This is a genomic window from Ligilactobacillus animalis (genome assembly GCF_009933595.1).
GTDB lineage: Bacteria > Bacillota > Bacilli > Lactobacillales > Lactobacillaceae > Ligilactobacillus > Ligilactobacillus animalis.
Genome location: NZ_CP047141.1, coordinates 775246 through 792516 on the forward strand (window position 1 = coordinate 775246; position 17271 = coordinate 792516).

The 17271-nt window shown below is 39.8% G+C and carries 24 protein-coding genes and 1 other annotated feature; of the genes, 23 read left to right on the forward strand and 1 reads right to left on the reverse strand.

Annotation, left to right across the window (positions count from 1 at the left end):
- The first annotated feature begins 5 nt into the window (after positions 1–5).
- From GSR62_RS03815 to GSR62_RS03925, 23 genes are all read left to right on the forward strand, one after another.
- The gene (locus GSR62_RS03815) at positions 6–1007 is read left to right on the forward strand and encodes a hypothetical protein (protein WP_035449008.1); all 1002 of its coding nucleotides are present in this window, start codon (positions 6–8) and stop codon (positions 1005–1007) included.
- Between the two features lie 10 nt (positions 1008–1017).
- On the forward strand, positions 1018–1332 hold the full coding sequence (locus tag GSR62_RS03820) for a hypothetical protein (RefSeq protein WP_225362224.1): 315 nt from the start codon (positions 1018–1020) through the stop codon (positions 1330–1332).
- Between the two features lie 356 nt (positions 1333–1688).
- Positions 1689–3518, forward strand: a complete 1830-nt coding sequence (gene lepA / locus GSR62_RS03825) for a translation elongation factor 4 (protein ID WP_035449010.1) — start codon at positions 1689–1691, stop codon at positions 3516–3518.
- 88 nt (positions 3519–3606) lie between these two features.
- Positions 3607–4146: a DUF924 family protein gene (locus GSR62_RS03830; protein WP_066023836.1), complete on the forward strand. Its 540-nt coding sequence runs from the start codon at positions 3607–3609 to the stop codon at positions 4144–4146.
- Between the two features lie 241 nt (positions 4147–4387).
- Positions 4388–5398, forward strand: a complete 1011-nt coding sequence (locus GSR62_RS03835) for an ADP-ribosylglycohydrolase family protein (protein ID WP_225362225.1) — start codon at positions 4388–4390, stop codon at positions 5396–5398.
- 81 nt (positions 5399–5479) lie between these two features.
- Positions 5480–6415 (forward strand): DMT family transporter, encoded by a 936-nt coding sequence (locus GSR62_RS03840; protein WP_010688814.1) that lies wholly within the window; start codon positions 5480–5482, stop codon positions 6413–6415.
- Positions 6416–6551: 136 nt separating this feature from the next.
- The gene (locus GSR62_RS03845) at positions 6552–7145 is read left to right on the forward strand and encodes a hypothetical protein (RefSeq protein ID WP_035449018.1); all 594 of its coding nucleotides are present in this window, start codon (positions 6552–6554) and stop codon (positions 7143–7145) included.
- A gap of 54 nt (positions 7146–7199) precedes the next feature.
- On the forward strand, positions 7200–7874 hold the full coding sequence (locus GSR62_RS03850; RefSeq protein ID WP_066023837.1) for a DNA alkylation repair protein: 675 nt from the start codon (positions 7200–7202) through the stop codon (positions 7872–7874).
- A 70-nt stretch (positions 7875–7944) separates the two neighbouring features.
- Positions 7945–8082, forward strand: a sequence feature (ribosomal protein L20 leader region).
- Positions 8083–8127: 45 nt separating this feature from the next.
- A complete protein-coding gene (gene infC, locus GSR62_RS03855) occupies positions 8128–8628 on the forward strand; it encodes a translation initiation factor IF-3 (RefSeq protein WP_066023838.1) in 501 nt (166 codons plus the stop codon).
- A 32-nt stretch (positions 8629–8660) separates the two neighbouring features.
- The gene (rpmI, locus tag GSR62_RS03860; RefSeq protein ID WP_004047272.1) at positions 8661–8861 is read left to right on the forward strand and encodes a 50S ribosomal protein L35; all 201 of its coding nucleotides are present in this window, start codon (positions 8661–8663) and stop codon (positions 8859–8861) included.
- A gap of 146 nt (positions 8862–9007) precedes the next feature.
- Positions 9008–9367, forward strand: a complete 360-nt coding sequence (gene rplT / locus GSR62_RS03865; RefSeq protein ID WP_004047273.1) for a 50S ribosomal protein L20 — start codon at positions 9008–9010, stop codon at positions 9365–9367.
- Between the two features lie 138 nt (positions 9368–9505).
- Positions 9506–10039 carry a YqeG family HAD IIIA-type phosphatase gene (locus tag GSR62_RS03870; protein ID WP_035449022.1) on the forward strand — a complete coding sequence of 178 codons (534 nt, stop codon included), beginning with the start codon at positions 9506–9508 and terminating at the stop codon, positions 10037–10039.
- A complete protein-coding gene (yqeH, locus tag GSR62_RS03875) occupies positions 10032–11147 on the forward strand; it encodes a ribosome biogenesis GTPase YqeH (RefSeq protein WP_066023839.1) in 1116 nt (371 codons plus the stop codon). The genes GSR62_RS03870 and yqeH overlap by 8 nt, the downstream gene beginning before the upstream one ends.
- Before the next feature lie 15 nt (positions 11148–11162).
- Positions 11163–11474, forward strand: a complete 312-nt coding sequence (yhbY, locus tag GSR62_RS03880) for a ribosome assembly RNA-binding protein YhbY (RefSeq protein ID WP_010688820.1) — start codon at positions 11163–11165, stop codon at positions 11472–11474.
- Positions 11475–11488: 14 nt separating this feature from the next.
- Complete coding sequence (locus tag GSR62_RS03885) at positions 11489–12130, forward strand: nicotinate-nucleotide adenylyltransferase (RefSeq protein WP_035449026.1); 642 nt, start codon at positions 11489–11491, stop codon at positions 12128–12130.
- On the forward strand, positions 12114–12710 hold the full coding sequence (gene yqeK / locus GSR62_RS03890; RefSeq protein ID WP_066023840.1) for a bis(5'-nucleosyl)-tetraphosphatase (symmetrical) YqeK: 597 nt from the start codon (positions 12114–12116) through the stop codon (positions 12708–12710). Before GSR62_RS03885 ends, yqeK begins: the two co-directional genes overlap by 17 nt.
- Before the next feature lie 18 nt (positions 12711–12728).
- Positions 12729–13085: a ribosome silencing factor gene (rsfS, locus tag GSR62_RS03895; RefSeq protein ID WP_035449030.1), complete on the forward strand. Its 357-nt coding sequence runs from the start codon at positions 12729–12731 to the stop codon at positions 13083–13085.
- A gap of 1 nt (position 13086) precedes the next feature.
- The gene (locus tag GSR62_RS03900; RefSeq protein ID WP_035449032.1) at positions 13087–13833 is read left to right on the forward strand and encodes a class I SAM-dependent DNA methyltransferase; all 747 of its coding nucleotides are present in this window, start codon (positions 13087–13089) and stop codon (positions 13831–13833) included.
- A gap of 3 nt (positions 13834–13836) precedes the next feature.
- Complete coding sequence (locus tag GSR62_RS03905) at positions 13837–14982, forward strand: nucleotidyltransferase (protein ID WP_066023841.1); 1146 nt, start codon at positions 13837–13839, stop codon at positions 14980–14982.
- A 79-nt stretch (positions 14983–15061) separates the two neighbouring features.
- A complete protein-coding gene (locus GSR62_RS03910; RefSeq protein ID WP_066023842.1) occupies positions 15062–15610 on the forward strand; it encodes a YceD family protein in 549 nt (182 codons plus the stop codon).
- 74 nt (positions 15611–15684) lie between these two features.
- Positions 15685–15861 carry a 50S ribosomal protein L32 gene (gene rpmF / locus GSR62_RS03915; RefSeq protein ID WP_004047302.1) on the forward strand — a complete coding sequence of 59 codons (177 nt, stop codon included), beginning with the start codon at positions 15685–15687 and terminating at the stop codon, positions 15859–15861.
- A gap of 160 nt (positions 15862–16021) precedes the next feature.
- The gene (gene yihA / locus GSR62_RS03920; RefSeq protein WP_010688826.1) at positions 16022–16615 is read left to right on the forward strand and encodes a ribosome biogenesis GTP-binding protein YihA/YsxC; all 594 of its coding nucleotides are present in this window, start codon (positions 16022–16024) and stop codon (positions 16613–16615) included.
- On the forward strand, positions 16616–16915 hold the full coding sequence (locus GSR62_RS03925; RefSeq protein WP_010688827.1) for a nucleoside triphosphate pyrophosphohydrolase family protein: 300 nt from the start codon (positions 16616–16618) through the stop codon (positions 16913–16915).
- Between the two features lie 50 nt (positions 16916–16965).
- Here GSR62_RS03925 and GSR62_RS09440 read toward each other — a convergent pair whose 3' ends face one another.
- Entirely contained in the window at positions 16966–17103 is a 138-nt protein-coding gene (locus GSR62_RS09440; RefSeq protein WP_004047308.1) for an SPJ_0845 family protein, read from the reverse strand.
- Positions 17104–17271 lie beyond the last annotated feature (168 nt).

Consider the following 17271-nt stretch of genomic DNA (forward strand, 5'->3'; position numbering starts at 1 on the left):
CAAAAATGACGAAAGAATATGAAAAACCAACGGAAACATTTCAACCAACTAGGGAGAATAATGCTGAAGAAACCAGTGCATATGCGGGTTCTTTGAGTACAACAGGGCGGTTGATGTCATATAACGATCAATTAAAAGAAAGCCTTAAGCGTGGGATCCACTTTACTGAAGTTTTAGATGAGTTGATCAATACTGATGACAAGAACGTTTTGCTAGAATCAGTCATGACTTTGACTGATTATCGCTTGGATACGGCATATTTGATCTTCCCGCAGCAATACAGTCGGGCTGACTATTACTTGATCTTTTTGAATCGTTTATTGCAACTTCATCAAAACGAGCAAGTTATTTTGCAATCCAGTGATCATCAAAATGAGCTTTATCATGAATTTCCAGGAATAAATATGGAAGGCTACTTTACTTTCAAGATCGATGAGAATATGCGTGAAGGCGCATATTACGTCGATAAAAGTACCGGTGCGCGTTTGTTTTACATCAACTTTAAGCGCCAGTTGATCCGTTTCAATAGTCAAGCTTTAACTGATTTATTAGTTGTTGATTATAGTGAAAAATTTGATTATAAGACCGTAAAACGTTTTGAAGAGTATTTAGTTGCAATCGGCAAGTATTTTAAAGAAGATTACGGTTTTGATGTTGATTTTAATCTACTTGATGCTTCTAATAATGCAAGTTATCAGATCTCTTCAGCTGATGAGCCACGTGAGGCATTAGATAAACTTTTCATCATCAGTGCAGATGCAGGTTACATGTTAGTAGCTGGTGAAAGTGGTCGTGCCGTCTTGCAGTTGAAGAATAAGGTAGTTGTTTCTATTTTGAGGCAAGCAGAACATGACGATCTAAACAATGCAAGTTGGGTCATTAAGGTCCATGATGAAGATCATAAAGTAGCTTGGTTCGATATTTTATACCAGTATGAGTTTATCAAGGATTGGTATTTAGATAATTTGACGAGCTTAGCTATCAAATCAGATGAGAGATTTTTTTAAGGACTAACGCATGGATATTACAAAATTAGCTAAAATTCAAAGACAGATCGAGACAAAGAATACTTTTCAAAATTTGACTAGTGAAAAAGATGAACTCGTTTACAGTGAGCTAAGTATAGCAGTGGCCGAACTGTTTAATAAGGTAGGCCAAGCAGATGAAACGACTTGCTTAAAAGCATATTGTAAAGCATTAGCTGCATTTTTAGGTGTTGCTAATACAAAAAAATGGGTCTATCTATTATTACTAACTCTAGAACAAGAAGAAAAGTTAGCTTCTAAATGGCGGTCGCGTTCTGTTGCAACGGTATATCTTACTTTGCAATAGCAGATCCTAAAAGCTCATTTAGAACGTCGAAATGAGCTTTTAGTACGGGCCTGGAATATTTTTATCAAGTTTGGTTTAACAGATTTAAAGTATTCACCTGAAATGATCGAAAACTGTTTTGCGGATCTATATATGAGAAAAAGTTAGATGATTTAATTTGACTAAATTAAATCGAATTTGAGTATGGGATAAGGCAAAAAACCACCACGAATAACTAGAGTGTAGCTAAAACTATACTCTAGTTATTTTTTGGCAAAATTGACGCTGACCTGTAAAACAGGCTATAATTGATAGTTAGAGAGTATTGAGTTGGGTGAAGGATCTTGCCTTCCCCACTAGAAAGTAGGAAGAGCGAAATGGATTTTGAAAAAATGTCGGAGCGCCAAAAGCATATTCGGAATTTTTCGATCGTTGCTCATATTGACCATGGGAAATCGACCTTAGCTGATCGCATTTTGGAATTGACTGATACGGTCTCAAAACGTGAAATGCAAGATCAGTTGCTCGATTCGATGGATCTGGAGCGCGAACGTGGGATCACGATCAAATTAAATGCGGTAGAACTTCATTACCATGCAAAAGATGGAGAAACTTATATTTTCCACTTGATCGATACACCTGGGCACGTGGACTTTTCATATGAAGTTTCACGTTCATTGGCAGCTTGTGAAGGTGCTGTTTTAGTGGTCGATGCAGCGCAAGGGATCGAAGCCCAAACTTTGGCAAATGTTTATTTAGCATTAGATGATGATCTTGAGATCGTACCAGTGATCAATAAGATCGATCTACCTTCAGCTGAACCAGAGCGTGTGCGCCAAGAGATCGAAGATGTGATCGGTTTAGATGCGTCTGAAGCGGTCTTGGCTTCAGCTAAAAACGGGATCGGGATCGAAGAAATGCTAGAAGAGATCGTTCAAAAAGTTCCAGCGCCAAGTGGAGATCTAAAAGCACCATTAAAAGCGCTGATCTTTGATTCGGTCTATGATGATTACCGCGGCGTTGTGTTGAGCTTGCGGGTCTTTGATGGAACTGTCAAGCCTGGTGATAAGGTCCGCTTGATGAATAGTGGTGCGGAATATGAAGTTATTGAAGTCGGGGTCAACTCGCCTAAGCCGATCAAGCGCGATTTCTTGATGGCTGGGGATGTAGGTTATTTGACTGCAAGTATCAAGGATATTCAAGATACACGTGTTGGTGATACTTTAACGCATGCTGATGATCCAACTGAAAAACCATTAGCGGGTTATCGTGAAATGAGCCCGATGGTGTATTCGGGGCTTTATCCGACCGATAATGCTAAATATAACGATCTGCGTGAAGCACTAGAAAAATTAAAGTTAAACGATGCAGCGCTAGAATTTGAACCTGAGACCTCACAAGCTTTAGGCTTTGGATTTAGATGTGGTTTCTTAGGGTTATTGCACATGGATGTTATCCAAGAACGTTTGGAACGTGAATTTGGAATGGACTTGATCACTACAGCGCCATCTGTAACGTATGATGTTGAGTTGACAGATGGCTCACATGTGAGTGTGTCTAATCCGTCTGAAATGCCAGATGTTCCAACGATCAAACAGATCAATGAACCTTATGTTAAAGCTGAGATCATGGTCCCAAGTGATTATGTTGGCGCAGTGATGGAATTATGCCAAGCTAAGCGTGGGAACTTTGTCACGATGGATTACCTTGATGATTATCGGGTCAATGTCATCTACGAAATGCCGTTATCAGAGATCATCTTTGATTTCTTTGATAAATTAAAATCTAGTACTCGTGGTTATGCTTCGCTCGACTATGAACTCGATGGGACCCGTCCAAGTGATCTAGTCAAGATCGATATCTTGTTGAACGGCGATAAAGTCGATGCGTTGAGTTTTATCGCTCACCGGCAATTTGCTCAACAGCGGGCTCGGGTCATTACAGATAAGCTAAAGACGATCATCCCACGTCAAAACTTTGAAATTCCGATCCAAGCAGCGATCGGAGCTAAGATCATTGCGCGGACTAATATCAAGGCTTATCGTAAAGACGTAACGGCGCGGATCCATACGGGTGACCCTGACCGGCGTGCAAAATTATTGGATAAGCAAAAACGTGGTAAGAAACGGATGAAAGCTGTTGGACGTGTAGTTGTTCCACAAGATGCGTTTATGGCTGTCTTAAAAACTGACGAAGAGATCAAATAGTTTAATTATCTCCCCAAAGCATATAACTTTAGGGAGATTTTTTTGTTTGATACAATGGAGAAAAATTAGTGATCATTGGAGGTAAGAAATGGAAGCTGAGAAAGTATTAGATTTTTGGTTTGAGGAATTGACTCCAAAACAGTGGTTCACTAAAGATCTAGTATTGGACAAGCAGATCGCAGAACGGTTTGGTGAACTACATAGGCAAGCTACGCAAGTAGAATTACAAGCATGGCGGAAGAGTGCTACAGGAAGTTTAGCCGAGATCATCATTTTAGATCAATTTTCGCGTAATATTTACCGTGATAGTCCACGTGCGTTTGCTTATGATGGGATGGCGCTCGTGTTAGCCCAAGAGGCGATCGCAAAGGGATTTAATACTGAGTTAGAGTTGGACAGGCGAGCATTTATGTATATGCCGTTTATGCATTCAGAATCACTAACAATCCATCAAGCAGCACTACGTTATTTTGCGACCCCTGGATTAGAGAAGAATCTTGAATTTGAAAAAAGGCATCTAGCGATCTTAGAGCGATTCAAGCGTTATCCGCATCGAAATGCGATCTTAGGAAGGGAGTCAACGGCTGAAGAGTTAGCTTTTCTCAAGGAACCAAATTCATCATTTTAGAAGAAAACTATGAGTTTCTAAGGGCTCATAGTTTTTTGTGTATCTTTTTTGGATAAAGGCTACTTATATGACAGAGATGTTTTTATTACTTAAATTAAAAAGTGGATTGAAAATAATTAGAAAAGATGCTAGTATTCATCTTGTATCTTAGTCATTTAGATTTTTATTTATGTAAGGGCTTTATAGGTCGAAGTTGAGCAGGCTGCGACTGACTATACCAGATATTTAGCAGATAGAGAACATGACGCAACTGTTGAATATAAACGACAGATCGATCGCAGACATGGTGGATAAAATTGCAGGTTGTTTATTTGGTGGTGCTTTAGGTGACGCACTGGGGTATCCGATCGAGTTTGATAAGGTCGATCAAATCGATCCTAAACATGATTTTACTAAGATCTCTGGACCACTATTGATCTCAGATGATACACAGATGACGCTTTTTACGGCTAATGCATTATTGTTAAACGGTGATCTAGCTGATAATACTTGGGCTTGTTACCAAGATTGGTTGGAGACTCAATTTAAACACGATCAAACTGAATTGAGCCATCGTCCAATCTCGTGGCTGATGGAATATCCCGAAATGTATGCTAGCCGTGAACCAGGAAGAACATGTTTATCGGCTTTGATGCGTGGTATTCCAGGAACTTTAAATGAACCGATAAATCAGAGTAAGGGGTGTGGTGCAGTGATGCGGGTCGCTCCACTGACTTTTGCTAGCAGAAATGAAGATATTTATTTACTGGCAGCTAGAAATTCGGCCTTAACTCATGGTCATCCAATGAGTATTTTAGCTTTGGCTGCATTAGTTGGGATCTTAAAACATATACTTGCAGGGCAAGATATTGCAAAGAGCATTACTTTAATGAGACAAGAGCTAAAGTCTAGCTTCAACTACAACGAACTTGTAGCATTTGATGAGTTGATACAAGAGGCTGTCTGGTTGAGTACAAGTGCTGAGGATGATCTACAAGCGATCAGTCAACTCGGTGAAGGTTGGATCGCAGAAGAGACGCTGGCTATTGCGATATATTGTGCTCTAAAGTATCAAGATGATCTTACTAAAGCCTTGCAAGTAGCTGTTATTCATGACGGTGATTCTGATTCGACTGGTGCAGTAACAGGGCAAATTTTAGGTGCAAAATTAGGGTTTGAAAAACTCCCTCAAGATCAGATCGCACGCTTAGATACTTTACGTCCATTGACAAAAATGGTAAAGCAGATGACAGATGATACACATACAAAATGATCTTCTTTGTAACTTTTTCTAACATGATATATTGTCAAATTAGTTCTTTCCGAATATAATAAGATATTTGGAGGGAATAAAATGAAAGCAACGTCTAATAACGTTATGAAAGGGATCTTTTGGTCAGCTGTTGCTTCGGCTGTCTGGGGGATCTCTGGTACAACGGTTCAATTTATTTCACAAAATCAAAACCTCCCAGCTGATTGGTATCTATCGATCAGAACTATGGGTGCAGGCGTGATTTTGTTGATCATTAGTTTATTTATGTATGGTAAGAAGACCTTTGGTGTCTTTTCATCATGGAGAACATTTGGATATTTATTAGCTTATGCAATTTTTGGTTTGATGGCTAACCTGTTGACCTTTTATATTTCGATTCAAAAAGGTAACGCTTCAGCAACTACGATCTTGCAATATCTAAGTCCATTGTTCATTGTTTTAGGTGGGATCTTTATCAAAAAGCAACGCCCATTATCGACTGATATGATTGCCTTTGTTGTTGCCCTAGTTGGGGTCATTTTAGCAATTACAAAAGGTGATTTCACGCAAATGTCGATCCCGATGGATTCATTACTTTGGGGGATCGGTTCTGGTATTACGGCTGCATTTTATGTTGTTTTACCAAAGCCGATCGCAAAAGACCATCCACCGATCGTGATCTTAGGTTGGGGGACATTTATCGCAGGGGTATTGTTTAACGCATATCGTCCTGTGTGGGTCGATCCGCCAGTGATCACAGGTGGGTTAGTTCTTTCGATCTCAACGGTCATCTTGTTGGGAACAATCATCCCATTTGGTTTATTGCTATACAGCTCACGTTTTGCGCCATCCGATGTTATTAGTATCATGGATGCCTTACAACCAGCTACGACAGCGGTCTTGAGTGTGATCTTCTTAGGTCTTGGTATGAATTGGATCGAAGTAGTCGGAATCGTATTGGTTATCGTAGCGATCTATATTTTACAGCGTGGCCGCAAGAATATGGAACAAGTCGGTTACCGCGAAGAAGATTTTTAAATATGATTTTATGACTGATCATGACAAGGTGTTATGGTCAGTTTTTTTATGGAAATGGAATTATGGAATTGTTAGAATGAAGCTAAGGTGGAGAGAGACGTATAATCTTGTAACGTTGTGATAAGGAGATGCTTTTATGACGTATCAGTTGCCTGATACTCTAATTTATGCAGAACATGAATATAGATTGGTTAGTATTTTGGATGAGAAGAATTTTTTTGATGTAGCTTCTTTGGGGATAACGATCAATGGATGTAGTACTGCGAATTATTCTGGGAGATTAGCCAGATTTGCGGTTGTAGATGATGAATCATTACTTAAAGATCTTGCAATAAGAACTAGTCAGTCTTTACCGATAAATAATGTCTTACCACGTAAAATAACTATAAAAGAACAGGTTGCTAACTTTGGCGATTATTATAGTGAATTTGGCAGTATCTTTTTGGGAGGAGACAATTACTATTTAGACTTAAATATACCAGTTGAATATACGGGCAAGTTATTAATTGCTGATGATTCCATTAAAGAATATCGTGTTGTTGGTATTTTCGATTCACCATTAAAGTTTAGAAAAAATCTCCTATTAATTGTTGAAGAAGGACTTGTTTTTGATGTGATTGATGTCTCTAATATAATAGAAAATGAGCGTAAACGTAGGATCATAACAGAAACAGAGATAAAGAACTTTTCTAATAACTCAGATGTTTTTAAGCTATTTAGCAAGGAATAGTGACCTAGGTACTTGATGAAATCGTGAAATGATCGGAAGTGACGAAAAGCCTAGATGGAAGCAAAAGATGATTTATTTACTTTGATAGATACGCTGAGCCTAGAAGGTAATGTTGAGCAAGCTAAAAGTATGTCAGCGTATATGCGTGATCAATTTGAATTTTTAGGTATAAAAACACCTAAGCGCCGGCAGCTTTGCCGTGAAGCTTTTAAAAATGCCAGAAAAACAGCTAAGATAGATTGGGAGTTTGTTGAGCTGTGTTGGCAAAAGCCTCAAAGAGAATATCAATATATCGCTTGTGATTATTTAGTGAAAATGAAGAAGTTTACGACCTTAGCAGATCTACCTAAATTGAAAAAATTGGTCATAACTAAATCGTGGTGGGAAACTGTTGATACTTTAGTCAAAGTATTCACGGACTTGTATTTGAGCTATCCAAGTGAAATGACGCCGATAATGCTTACTTGGAGTGAAGATAGTAATTTGTGGGTCAAAAGGGTCGCGCTCGAATTTCAATTGCTATTAAAAAAGCAAACTGATACAGAACTCTTAGCTAAGATCATCATAAATAATCTTGGTAGTGATGAATTTTTTATCAATAAAGCGATCGGGTGGGCCTTGCGTGATTATTCAAAGACAGATCCTAAGTGGGTGGCTGGATTTATTGCAACATACCGCAATGAATTGTCTGCTCTTAGTATTCGTGAGGGCAGTAAATATCTTACGTAAGCTAAAGATCAACTTTTTTGAAAAAATTAGTTGTTTCGAGCTGAAAGTTATGTTATTCTATAACAGTTGAGAAAAAAAGCAGAGGCTCCCGCTTCTCGCCTAGGGGACAAACAGTCCCGGGGCAGAATTATGAAATGTAATTCCGATAAAAACGGATCTGTGCGGGTGTCTTGTAAGTTTTACGAGATACCCGCATTTTTTCTGCATTTTCTCTGAATTTTTTTGGAGGTGAAACGCCATAGCAGTTGATAAGATGGTAAACGAAGGCATTCGCGCACGTGAGTTACGCTTGATTGCTGATGATGGTTCCCAGTTGGGGGTCAAATCTAAGCAAGAAGCTTTGAAGTTGGCAGAGCAAGCTAACTTAGACCTTGTTTTGGTAGCACCTAAAGCAAAACCACCTGTTGCCAAGATCATGGATTATGGGAAGTATCGTTTTGAGTTGCAGAAGAAACAGCGTGAAGCTCGTAAAAAGCAAAAAGTGATCAACGTTAAAGAAGTTCGTTTAAGCCCAACGATCGATACTAACGATTTTAATACTAAAGTTAAGAATGCACGTAAATTCTTGGCAAAAGGTGATAAAGTTAAGGTATCTATTCGCTTTAAGGGTCGTGCGATCACACATAAAGAGATCGGACGCGAAGTTCTTGATAGATTTGCTGCGGAAACAGATGATGTTGCAACAGTCGAATCTAAAGCAAAAATGGATGGACGCAGCATGTTCTTAATGCTTGCGCCTAAAGCCGAAAAATAGGCTGATAGTTTATTTAGGAGGAGTACAGTATTATGCCAAAACAAAAAACACACCGCGCATCAGCAAAACGCTTTAAGCGTACAGGAAATGGTGGTTTGAAGCGTGCTCACGCTTTCACATCTCACCGTTTCCACGGCAAGACAAAGAAACAACGCCGTCAATTGCGTAAGCCAGCAATGGTATCTGCTTCAGATATGAAGCGTATCAAGCAAATGCTTTCTCAAATGAAATAATTATTGAGATTCTATTACTCGGTTGCAATGTAAGATTGCATCATTATTGTGCTTTGCAGAAGCGATTGTTGGATCGTTTTTTCAGCGCACAGATCAGTTTTGTGAGTCCCGTATAACGTCGGGCTAAGTTTAAGGAGGAATTAACCATGCCACGTGTTAAAGGTGGAACAGTTACGCGTCAACGCCGTAAAAAAATGATCAAATTAGCTAAAGGATACCGCGGTTCAAAGCATATCCAATTTAAAGTAGCTAAGCAACAAGTTATGAAGTCTTACCAATACGCATTCCGCGATCGTCGTAAGACAAAATCAAACTTCCGTAAATTATGGATTGCTCGTATCAACGCAGCAGCTCGTATGAACGATATCAGCTACAGCAAGTTGATGCACGGTTTGAAATTAGCTAACATTGATGTTAACCGTAAAATGTTAGCTGATCTTGCAATCAGCGATGCAGCTGCTTTCACAGCGCTTGTTGATGAAGCTAAGAAAGCTTTGGCAAAATAATTTGTCACTCATCTAGTTAAAAGGCTGAGACTACTGTTGTCTCGGCTTTTTTCTTTAGCTGTCACATTAAATTTTGCTAAAAGTAGTTTTGCTAGCATATAATAGTAGTTAGAGACTATATTTTGAAGGAGATATACTTTGCTCAATAAATTTGAACCAACATGGATGGTCGAGTCGATCTATGATCTTTCACCGACTGAGTTAAGAGAAAAAGGGATCAAAGTTGTTTTGACTGACCTTGATAACACTTTGATCGCTTGGGATAATCCCGAGGGCACGCCTCAATTGCATGCGTGGTTACACAAGATGGAAGATGCTAAGATCCCGGTGGTCGTAGTGTCAAATAACAAGCATAAGCGGATCGAACACGCTTTAGCGGCCTTGGAACTACCTTTTGTTTCGCGGGCTTTGAAGCCACTTACCCGTGGGATCCAAATTGCTTTGAAGCGCTATGGCTTAAAGAAAAATGAGGTCGTTTTAGTTGGTGATCAATTAATGACTGATGTAATGGCTGCAAATAATGCTGGGATCCGTAGTATTTTGGTCAAGCCACTAGTGGATTCCGATGCGTGGAATACTAAGATCAATCGTTTCTTTGAAAAGATCGTTAAAAAACGTTTGATCAAAAAAGATAGATTGAGTACAAAATGGGGGCATACACTAGATGACTGAAAATGAAGAATTATACTGTATCGGTTGTGGGGCTAAGATCCAATCTGAAGATAAAGCCGAACCCGGTTATACCCCACAAGCAGCGATCCAAAAGGGCTTAGAAAATAGCGAGCTTTATTGTCAACGCTGTTTTAGATTACGCCACTACAATGAGGTAGCTGACGTTTCCTTAACTGATGATGACTTTTTGCGTCTGCTAAATCAGATCGGTCAAACTGATGCTTTGATCGTCAATGTCGTTGATATCTTTGATTTTAACGGTTCACTCATTCCAGGATTACACCGTTTTGTAGGGGATAACCCTGTTTTATTAGTCGGTAACAAGGAAGATCTTTTACCACATTCACTGAAGCGTTCTAAGATCAAAGATTGGATGCGTCAAGAGGCCAACAAACAGGGGCTTCGTCCAGTCGATGTCGCTTTGACTAGCGCAAAACGTGGTAAAGACCTCGAAGATCTGTTAGAATTGATCGACAAATATCGTGAAGGCCGCGATGTATATGTTGTTGGTGTTACTAACGTGGGTAAATCAACTCTGATCAATCGGATCATCAACCAAACGACAGGGGTCAAAGACTTGATCACGACTTCCCGTTTCCCAGGAACCACGCTTGATCGGATCGAGATCCCATTTGGTGATGGTCATTTCTTGATCGATACACCAGGGATCATCCATAAGCATCAAATGGCGCATTATCTATCACCTAAGGCTTTGCGTTTAGCTACGCCACAAAAAGAGATCAAGCCGAAAGTTTACCAATTAAATGAAGGGCAGACACTTTTCTTTGGCGCCTTAGCTCGTTTTGACTATATCTCTGGGGGAAAGCAAGGTGTGATCGTTTATACTGACAACAACTTAATGATCCATCGGACTAAGACCGAAAAAGCGACCGAGTTTTATGCTAAACATGCAGGTACGTTATTGACTCCACCGACAGCTGAAGAAATGAAAGATTTTCCTAAGCTAGTACGTTTTGAATTCAAGACGACCGAAAAAAGTGATCTTGTTTTCGCAGGTTTAGGTTGGGTCACAGTTAAAGCCAATAGCGTTGTTGCAGGCTGGGCTCCAGAAGGCGTAGCCGTTATTTTAAGAAGAGCGATGGTTTAAGAGAGGAATTAGAATATGAAACTTAAGGGTAAACAAAAACGCTATTTACGTGCTCAAGCACACGGAATGCGTCCGTTATTTCAAGTGGGTAAGGAAGGTTTGAGTGCAAACTGGCTCGCTCAGATCGAAGATGCTATTGAAAAACGTGAATTATTTAAGGTAAATATCTTACAAAATGCATTGGTCGAAGATGAAGAAGTGATCGCGTTTATCGAAGACAATACTGATATCCAAGTCGTGCAAAAGATCGGTCATGTTTTAGTATTGTTCAAACAAGCAAATAAACGCGATAATCGTTCATATTCACTTGAAGTTACTAAACTCTAAGAGGTGTAGGTAAGATGCTAAAGACCGAAACGACGGTGGCTTCTAAAGTCCAAGTTCAACCATTAAAAGCTGATAGCCGTGAACGGATCGGGATCATGGGGGGGACTTTTAATCCACCACATTTAGGACATTTGATCATGGCTAAGCAGGTGCAAGAGCAACTTGATCTAGATAAAGTATTATTTATGCCAGATAATTTGCCCCCACACATCGACCAAAAAGCTGCGATCGCTGCCAAATATCGCTTGCACATGGTCGAAATGAGTATTGCTTCTGAGCCTAAATTTCAACTCGAAGATATTGAGATCAGACGTGGTGGGGTCAGCTACACCTATGACACGGTCCAAGAGCTCAAGCAGCTATATCCCGATGCTGACCTCTACTTTATCATCGGGGGAGATATGGTCGAGTATTTGCCTAAATGGTACAAGGTCGATGAATTGGTCAAAATGATCCAATTTGTCAGTGTAGAGCGCAAGGGTTATGCGAAAAAAAGTGACTACCCTTTGATCTGGGTGGATGTTCCACGGATAGATATCAGTTCGTCGATGATCCGGGAAAGATTGCAACAAGGGCGCTCGATCAAGTACTTGGTAACAAGTGAAGTGGAAAATTATATCAGACAAGAAGGTCTTTATCATGACACAAACAGTTGAATACCAAAAACATTATTACGCTGGTTCGCGTGAAGAGCTGATCGCTAAAGTTAAAGAACAGGTCAGTGAAAAGCGGTTTAAACACATTTTAGGGGTCGAACAAGCTGCGTTAGAATTAGCCCGAGCTAACGATTATGAGCTTGAAAAAGCTAGTGTGGTAGCTTTAGTCCATGATTATGCTAAAGAACGTAGCGAAGCAGAGTTTAAAGCGATGATCGCTCAAGCTGGACTAGAGAAAGACTTATTGAATTGGAACAATTTTATCTGGCATGGAGTCGTTGGGGCTGAGATCATCAAAAAAGAATTACAGATCACTGATGAAGAGATCTTAAATGCGGTCCGGCGCCATACAGTTGGGGCCAAAGAAATGACAACGCTAGATCAGATCGTGTATGTCGCTGATTATATCGAACCAGGTCGTGATTTTCCTGGGGTCGACCAGGCACGTCAGATCGCTGCTAAAAGTTTACGGGCAGCAGTTGAGTTTGAAACTAAGCATACACTGCTCTATTTGATGAATAATAACAAAACAATTTATCCCGCTGCGATCTTGACATATAATGCATATGTCGCATCGTAGCCTATTTAGGAGGACTATATGAACAGTCAAGAATTATTAGAATTAGTTGTTCGCGCTGCAGATAGCAAGCGTGCGGAAGATATCATTGCTTTAGATGTCCAAAATATCAGTTTATTGGCTGATTACTTTGTGATCATGCAAGCAGGTTCTGAAAGACAAGTTAAAGCTGTAACTGAAGCGATCGTTGAAAAAGTTCATGAAGCAAATGAAGATATCAAGAGTGTTGAAGGTAAAGATGGTGCCAACTGGATCTTACTTGATCTAGGGGATGTGATCGTGCATGTCTTCAAAGAAGAAACACGTCAATTTTATAACTTAGAAAAATTATGGTCTGATGCACCATTAGTTGATATCGAAGAATGGGTCAAAGACTAAGATGATCTACTCGAGTTTTGCAAAGCTCTATGATGAGCTGATGGAACCAACGATGTATGATCAATGGTTAGATTTTGTTGAGCAAGAACTCCCCAAAACTACGGGACAGATACTGGATCTAGCCTGTGGTGCCGGCCGTTTAGCGGTCATGTTAGCTCAAAATGGTTATCAAGTTTCAGGAGTTGATCTATCAGAAGAAATGCTCGCTTTAGCTGAAATGCATGCTAGAGAAGCCAAGTTAGCGATCCCATTTATGCAGGGAAATATGCTAGACTTGAGTGAACTGGGACAGTATAGTGCGGTGACTTGTTTTGCGGACTCATTTTGCTACTTACAAGATGAAGTTCAAGTGCTTCAGGCTTTTAAAGAAGTCTATCAACATCTAGAAGATGATGGAAAATTTATTTTTGATGTGATCACACCTTATCAAACTGATGAGGTCTACCCCGGCTATATGTATAATTATACTGCTGAAGATCAAGCCTTTATCTGGAGTAGTTTTGCTGACGAATTTGAACATAGCGCGGTCCATGAATTGACCTTTTTTGTTTGGAATGAAGCGCTGGAGAGTTATGAAAGAATAAGTGAGATCCATCATGAACGGACTTATGAATTAGAGGTCTACCAGCGTTTGTTGACTCAAGCAGGATTTAAGGATATCACGGTAAGTGCTGATTTTGGTAAGGGCGACTTCACTTCGGAAACGACGCGGTGGTTTTTTAGTTGCCATAAGCAAATAGGGGGATAAAAAATGCCAGTTGCGGGAATTATTGCTGAATATAATCCATTTCATAATGGACATCTTTACCAGATACAAGAGGTCAAAAAAAAGTTCCCTGATGCACCATTAGTAGTAGCGATGAGTGGAAATTTTTTGCAACGTGGCGAACCAGCTAGCTTTGATAAGTGGACGCGTGCTGAACAAGCTTTAGCTAATGGAGCCGATCTTGTGGTCGAGATGCCTGTCTTGGCCTGTGTTCAACCAGCTGATCGTTTTGCTTTTAATGGTGTCTCGATCCTAGCCTCGTTAGGCGTGACGGATCTATTTTTTGGTGCCGAGCATGCGGAGTATGATTTTGCTGACTATGCGCGCCTAGTTCAAAGTGCACACGGTGATTTTAAAACGTATAGTGAATCTTATGCAGCAACATTTCAAAAAGCAGTTGCCGCTAAGATCGGTCATAATGTCGATCAGCCCAATGATCTTTTAGGGCTGGCGTATGCTAAAGCAAATTTAAAGTTGGGTGAGCCCTTGCGCTTGAACCCGATCCAGCGCAAAAATGCAAATTATCATGAAGTAGAATTAAAAGCGGGGACGATCGCCAGTGCAACTGCGATCAGGCAGCACTACTTAGCTGGAAATTTAGCGAAACTGAGTGCTTATGTCCCTGAAGCTACGTTAGCGACACTAAAAACACAAAGATTACTGACATGGGATGATTTTTTCCCATATTTAAAGTATAAATTGCTGTCAACTACACCCGCACGCTTAGGTGAGATCTATGGAATGGCTGAGGGGATCGAATATCGCTTAAAAGAGCAGATGGAACGATTACCAAGTACAGCTGATTTTGATCAGTGGTTAAAAGCAGTCAAGACCAAGCGTTTCACCTATACGCGTTTGTCGCGTTTGGCTTGTGCCTTATTGTTAGAACTGACCCCCGCTGAGGTCAAAGAGTACAATAAAGCCCCATATATGCGCCTGTTAGGCTTTAATGCCAAGGGACAACAGGTACTAAGTCGAGCTAAAAAAACAAGTGCGCACCAGATAATTGCTAAAGTTTCTAAAGATGATAAAAATGCAGCTTATCGGGTCGATTATCGCGCCGGAAAAATTTACCAGCTGCAAAATCAGCTGGAACAGGATCTAAAAAGAGCGCCAATACGCATTTTTTAAATAGGTGTCAAGGAAAAAGCATTGACAAAGCTTTTTAAAGCAAGTATAATCAATTTTGTTGCATTAGGAGGAATATAGCATGAAATGGTCATTAAATGAATTGCGCCAAACTGCTGATGAGCCGTTGATGTTTGAAGAGACTTTAGACCTTAAAGCTTCTTTGCAAAAACGGCGTCCAGAAATTCTGGATGTTTCCCCGGTTTTGGTCAAGGGTGTCTTTTCAGTTGATGAATTAGGCGTCTTAGGCTATGCCAAAGTTAAAACGACAGTCACTTTACCTTCAACGCGTTCACTTGAACCAGCTGAAGTCGACTTAGAGTTTGAATTTACGGAACATTATGTCAGTCACCATGAGCGTGATCTTTCACGGTTTGAGGATACAGATGTTGTGATCGTTTTAGAAAATGACATCTTAGATCTCAACAGTGTGATCGAAGACAATATTTTGTTACAAATTCCGATGCAGGTTTTAACGAAAGCCGAACAACAAGATGATGCGACAATGCCTAATGGTGGCGATTGGAACGTTGTCAGTGAAGGTGAGTTAAAGAAAATGCAAAAAGATGAAGATGGTGTTGATCCGCGATTGGCTAAACTCAAGGATTTTTTCGAAAATTCTAAAGATTAGTTGCAAAAGTGGTGAATAACAAGTAAAATTCTTTTTGTTGGATATTTTTAAAATTTTGAAGGAGGTGTTTCTCGATGGCTGTACCAGCACGTAAAACATCTAAAACACGTAAGAGATTACGTCGTACACACTACAAATTGTCAGTACCTGGCATGAGCGCTTGCCCTAACTGTGGTGAATTGAGAAAGTCACACCACGTTTGCCCAGCTTGCGGTTTCTACGGTGACAAAGAAGTTGTAAAAACAAAATAATTTTGTTAAATGATGATATGGGACCATGGCCCTGTCATTTTTTCTCAAAGTTCACGCCCCAGATCTGCGGATCATGGGGCGTTTCTTTTTAAGTACACGTAGTTGTGGATTTTGTGATAGAATTAGACATAAATGAATTTAACGGAGGTAGCAGATTTATATGGACGTACATAATGTTGAGCTGACGATCAGTGCAGTCCGCCCAGAACAATATCCAGCAGAAGGGTATCCTGAGATCGCCTTATCAGGGCGTTCCAATGTGGGAAAATCGTCACTGATCAACACCTTGATCAATCGTAAAAATTACGCCCGGACATCCAGTCAACCAGGTAAGACACAGACTTTGAACTTTTATAATATTGAAGATGAGCTATATTTTGTCGATGTGCCAGGTTATGGTTATGCAAAAGTTTCAAAAAAAGATCGTGAAAAATGGGGGAAAATGATCGAGACATATTTTGAAACACGGCAAGAATTGCGGGGAGTTATCTCATTAGTCGATGCTCGTCACGAACCGACCGAGCTTGATTGTCAGATGATCGAATTTTTACATTACTACAACTTGCCGATCTTAGTCGTTGGAACTAAGATCGATAAAATCGCTCGTGGTAAGTGGAATAAGAGTGAAAGCATCATTCGCAAAAAGTTGCGCTTACGTAAAGAAGATAAAGTCATTTTATTTTCAGCAGTTACTAAAACAGGTAAAGAACAGATCTGGGAATGGATCGATGCACATACAATGGGGGCTGAATAGATGGAATTTAATGAATACCAAGTAGCAGCAAATCGTACTTTATATGGAAATGAACAGGTTTTGACCAATTGTGCCTTGGGCTTAGCTGGTGAGAGTGGACAGTTGATCGATCTTGTGAAAGATTATACATTTAAGGGTAAAGATCTTGACCGTGAAAAATTAGTGGCTGAGATGGGAGATGTTTTGTGGTATCTATCTCAGATCGCACAATGGGCAGATATTCCTTTTGATGAGGTCGCACAAAAGAACATCGATACGTTGAATCGCCGTTATCCAAATGGATTCACTCCGAATGCATAATGATACAAATAATGAGAATGCCAGTGAAGTTTTCGTTCCTGGCATTCTCATTATTTTTTCTTATCCTTATCTTCTTTTTTAGGATCGGTACTTTCTTTTTCTTCGCGCTTAGCCTTTTTTTCCGGCTCGATCGCAAATTTACTGAAGAGATCTTCGAGTTTATTGGTTTGATTGATCTTAAGACCCATGAATATCACCTTGCTTTAACTTGTTTATCCCAAGGATAACAGGTCTTTGCCTAGATTTCAAATTAGATATATTCAATAATTTTTGTATAAAAACAACTTTTTTCGATTGTTTATTGCATAAATAATCTTATAGGGGTATAATACCTATAAATTAAAAAATAAGAAGTG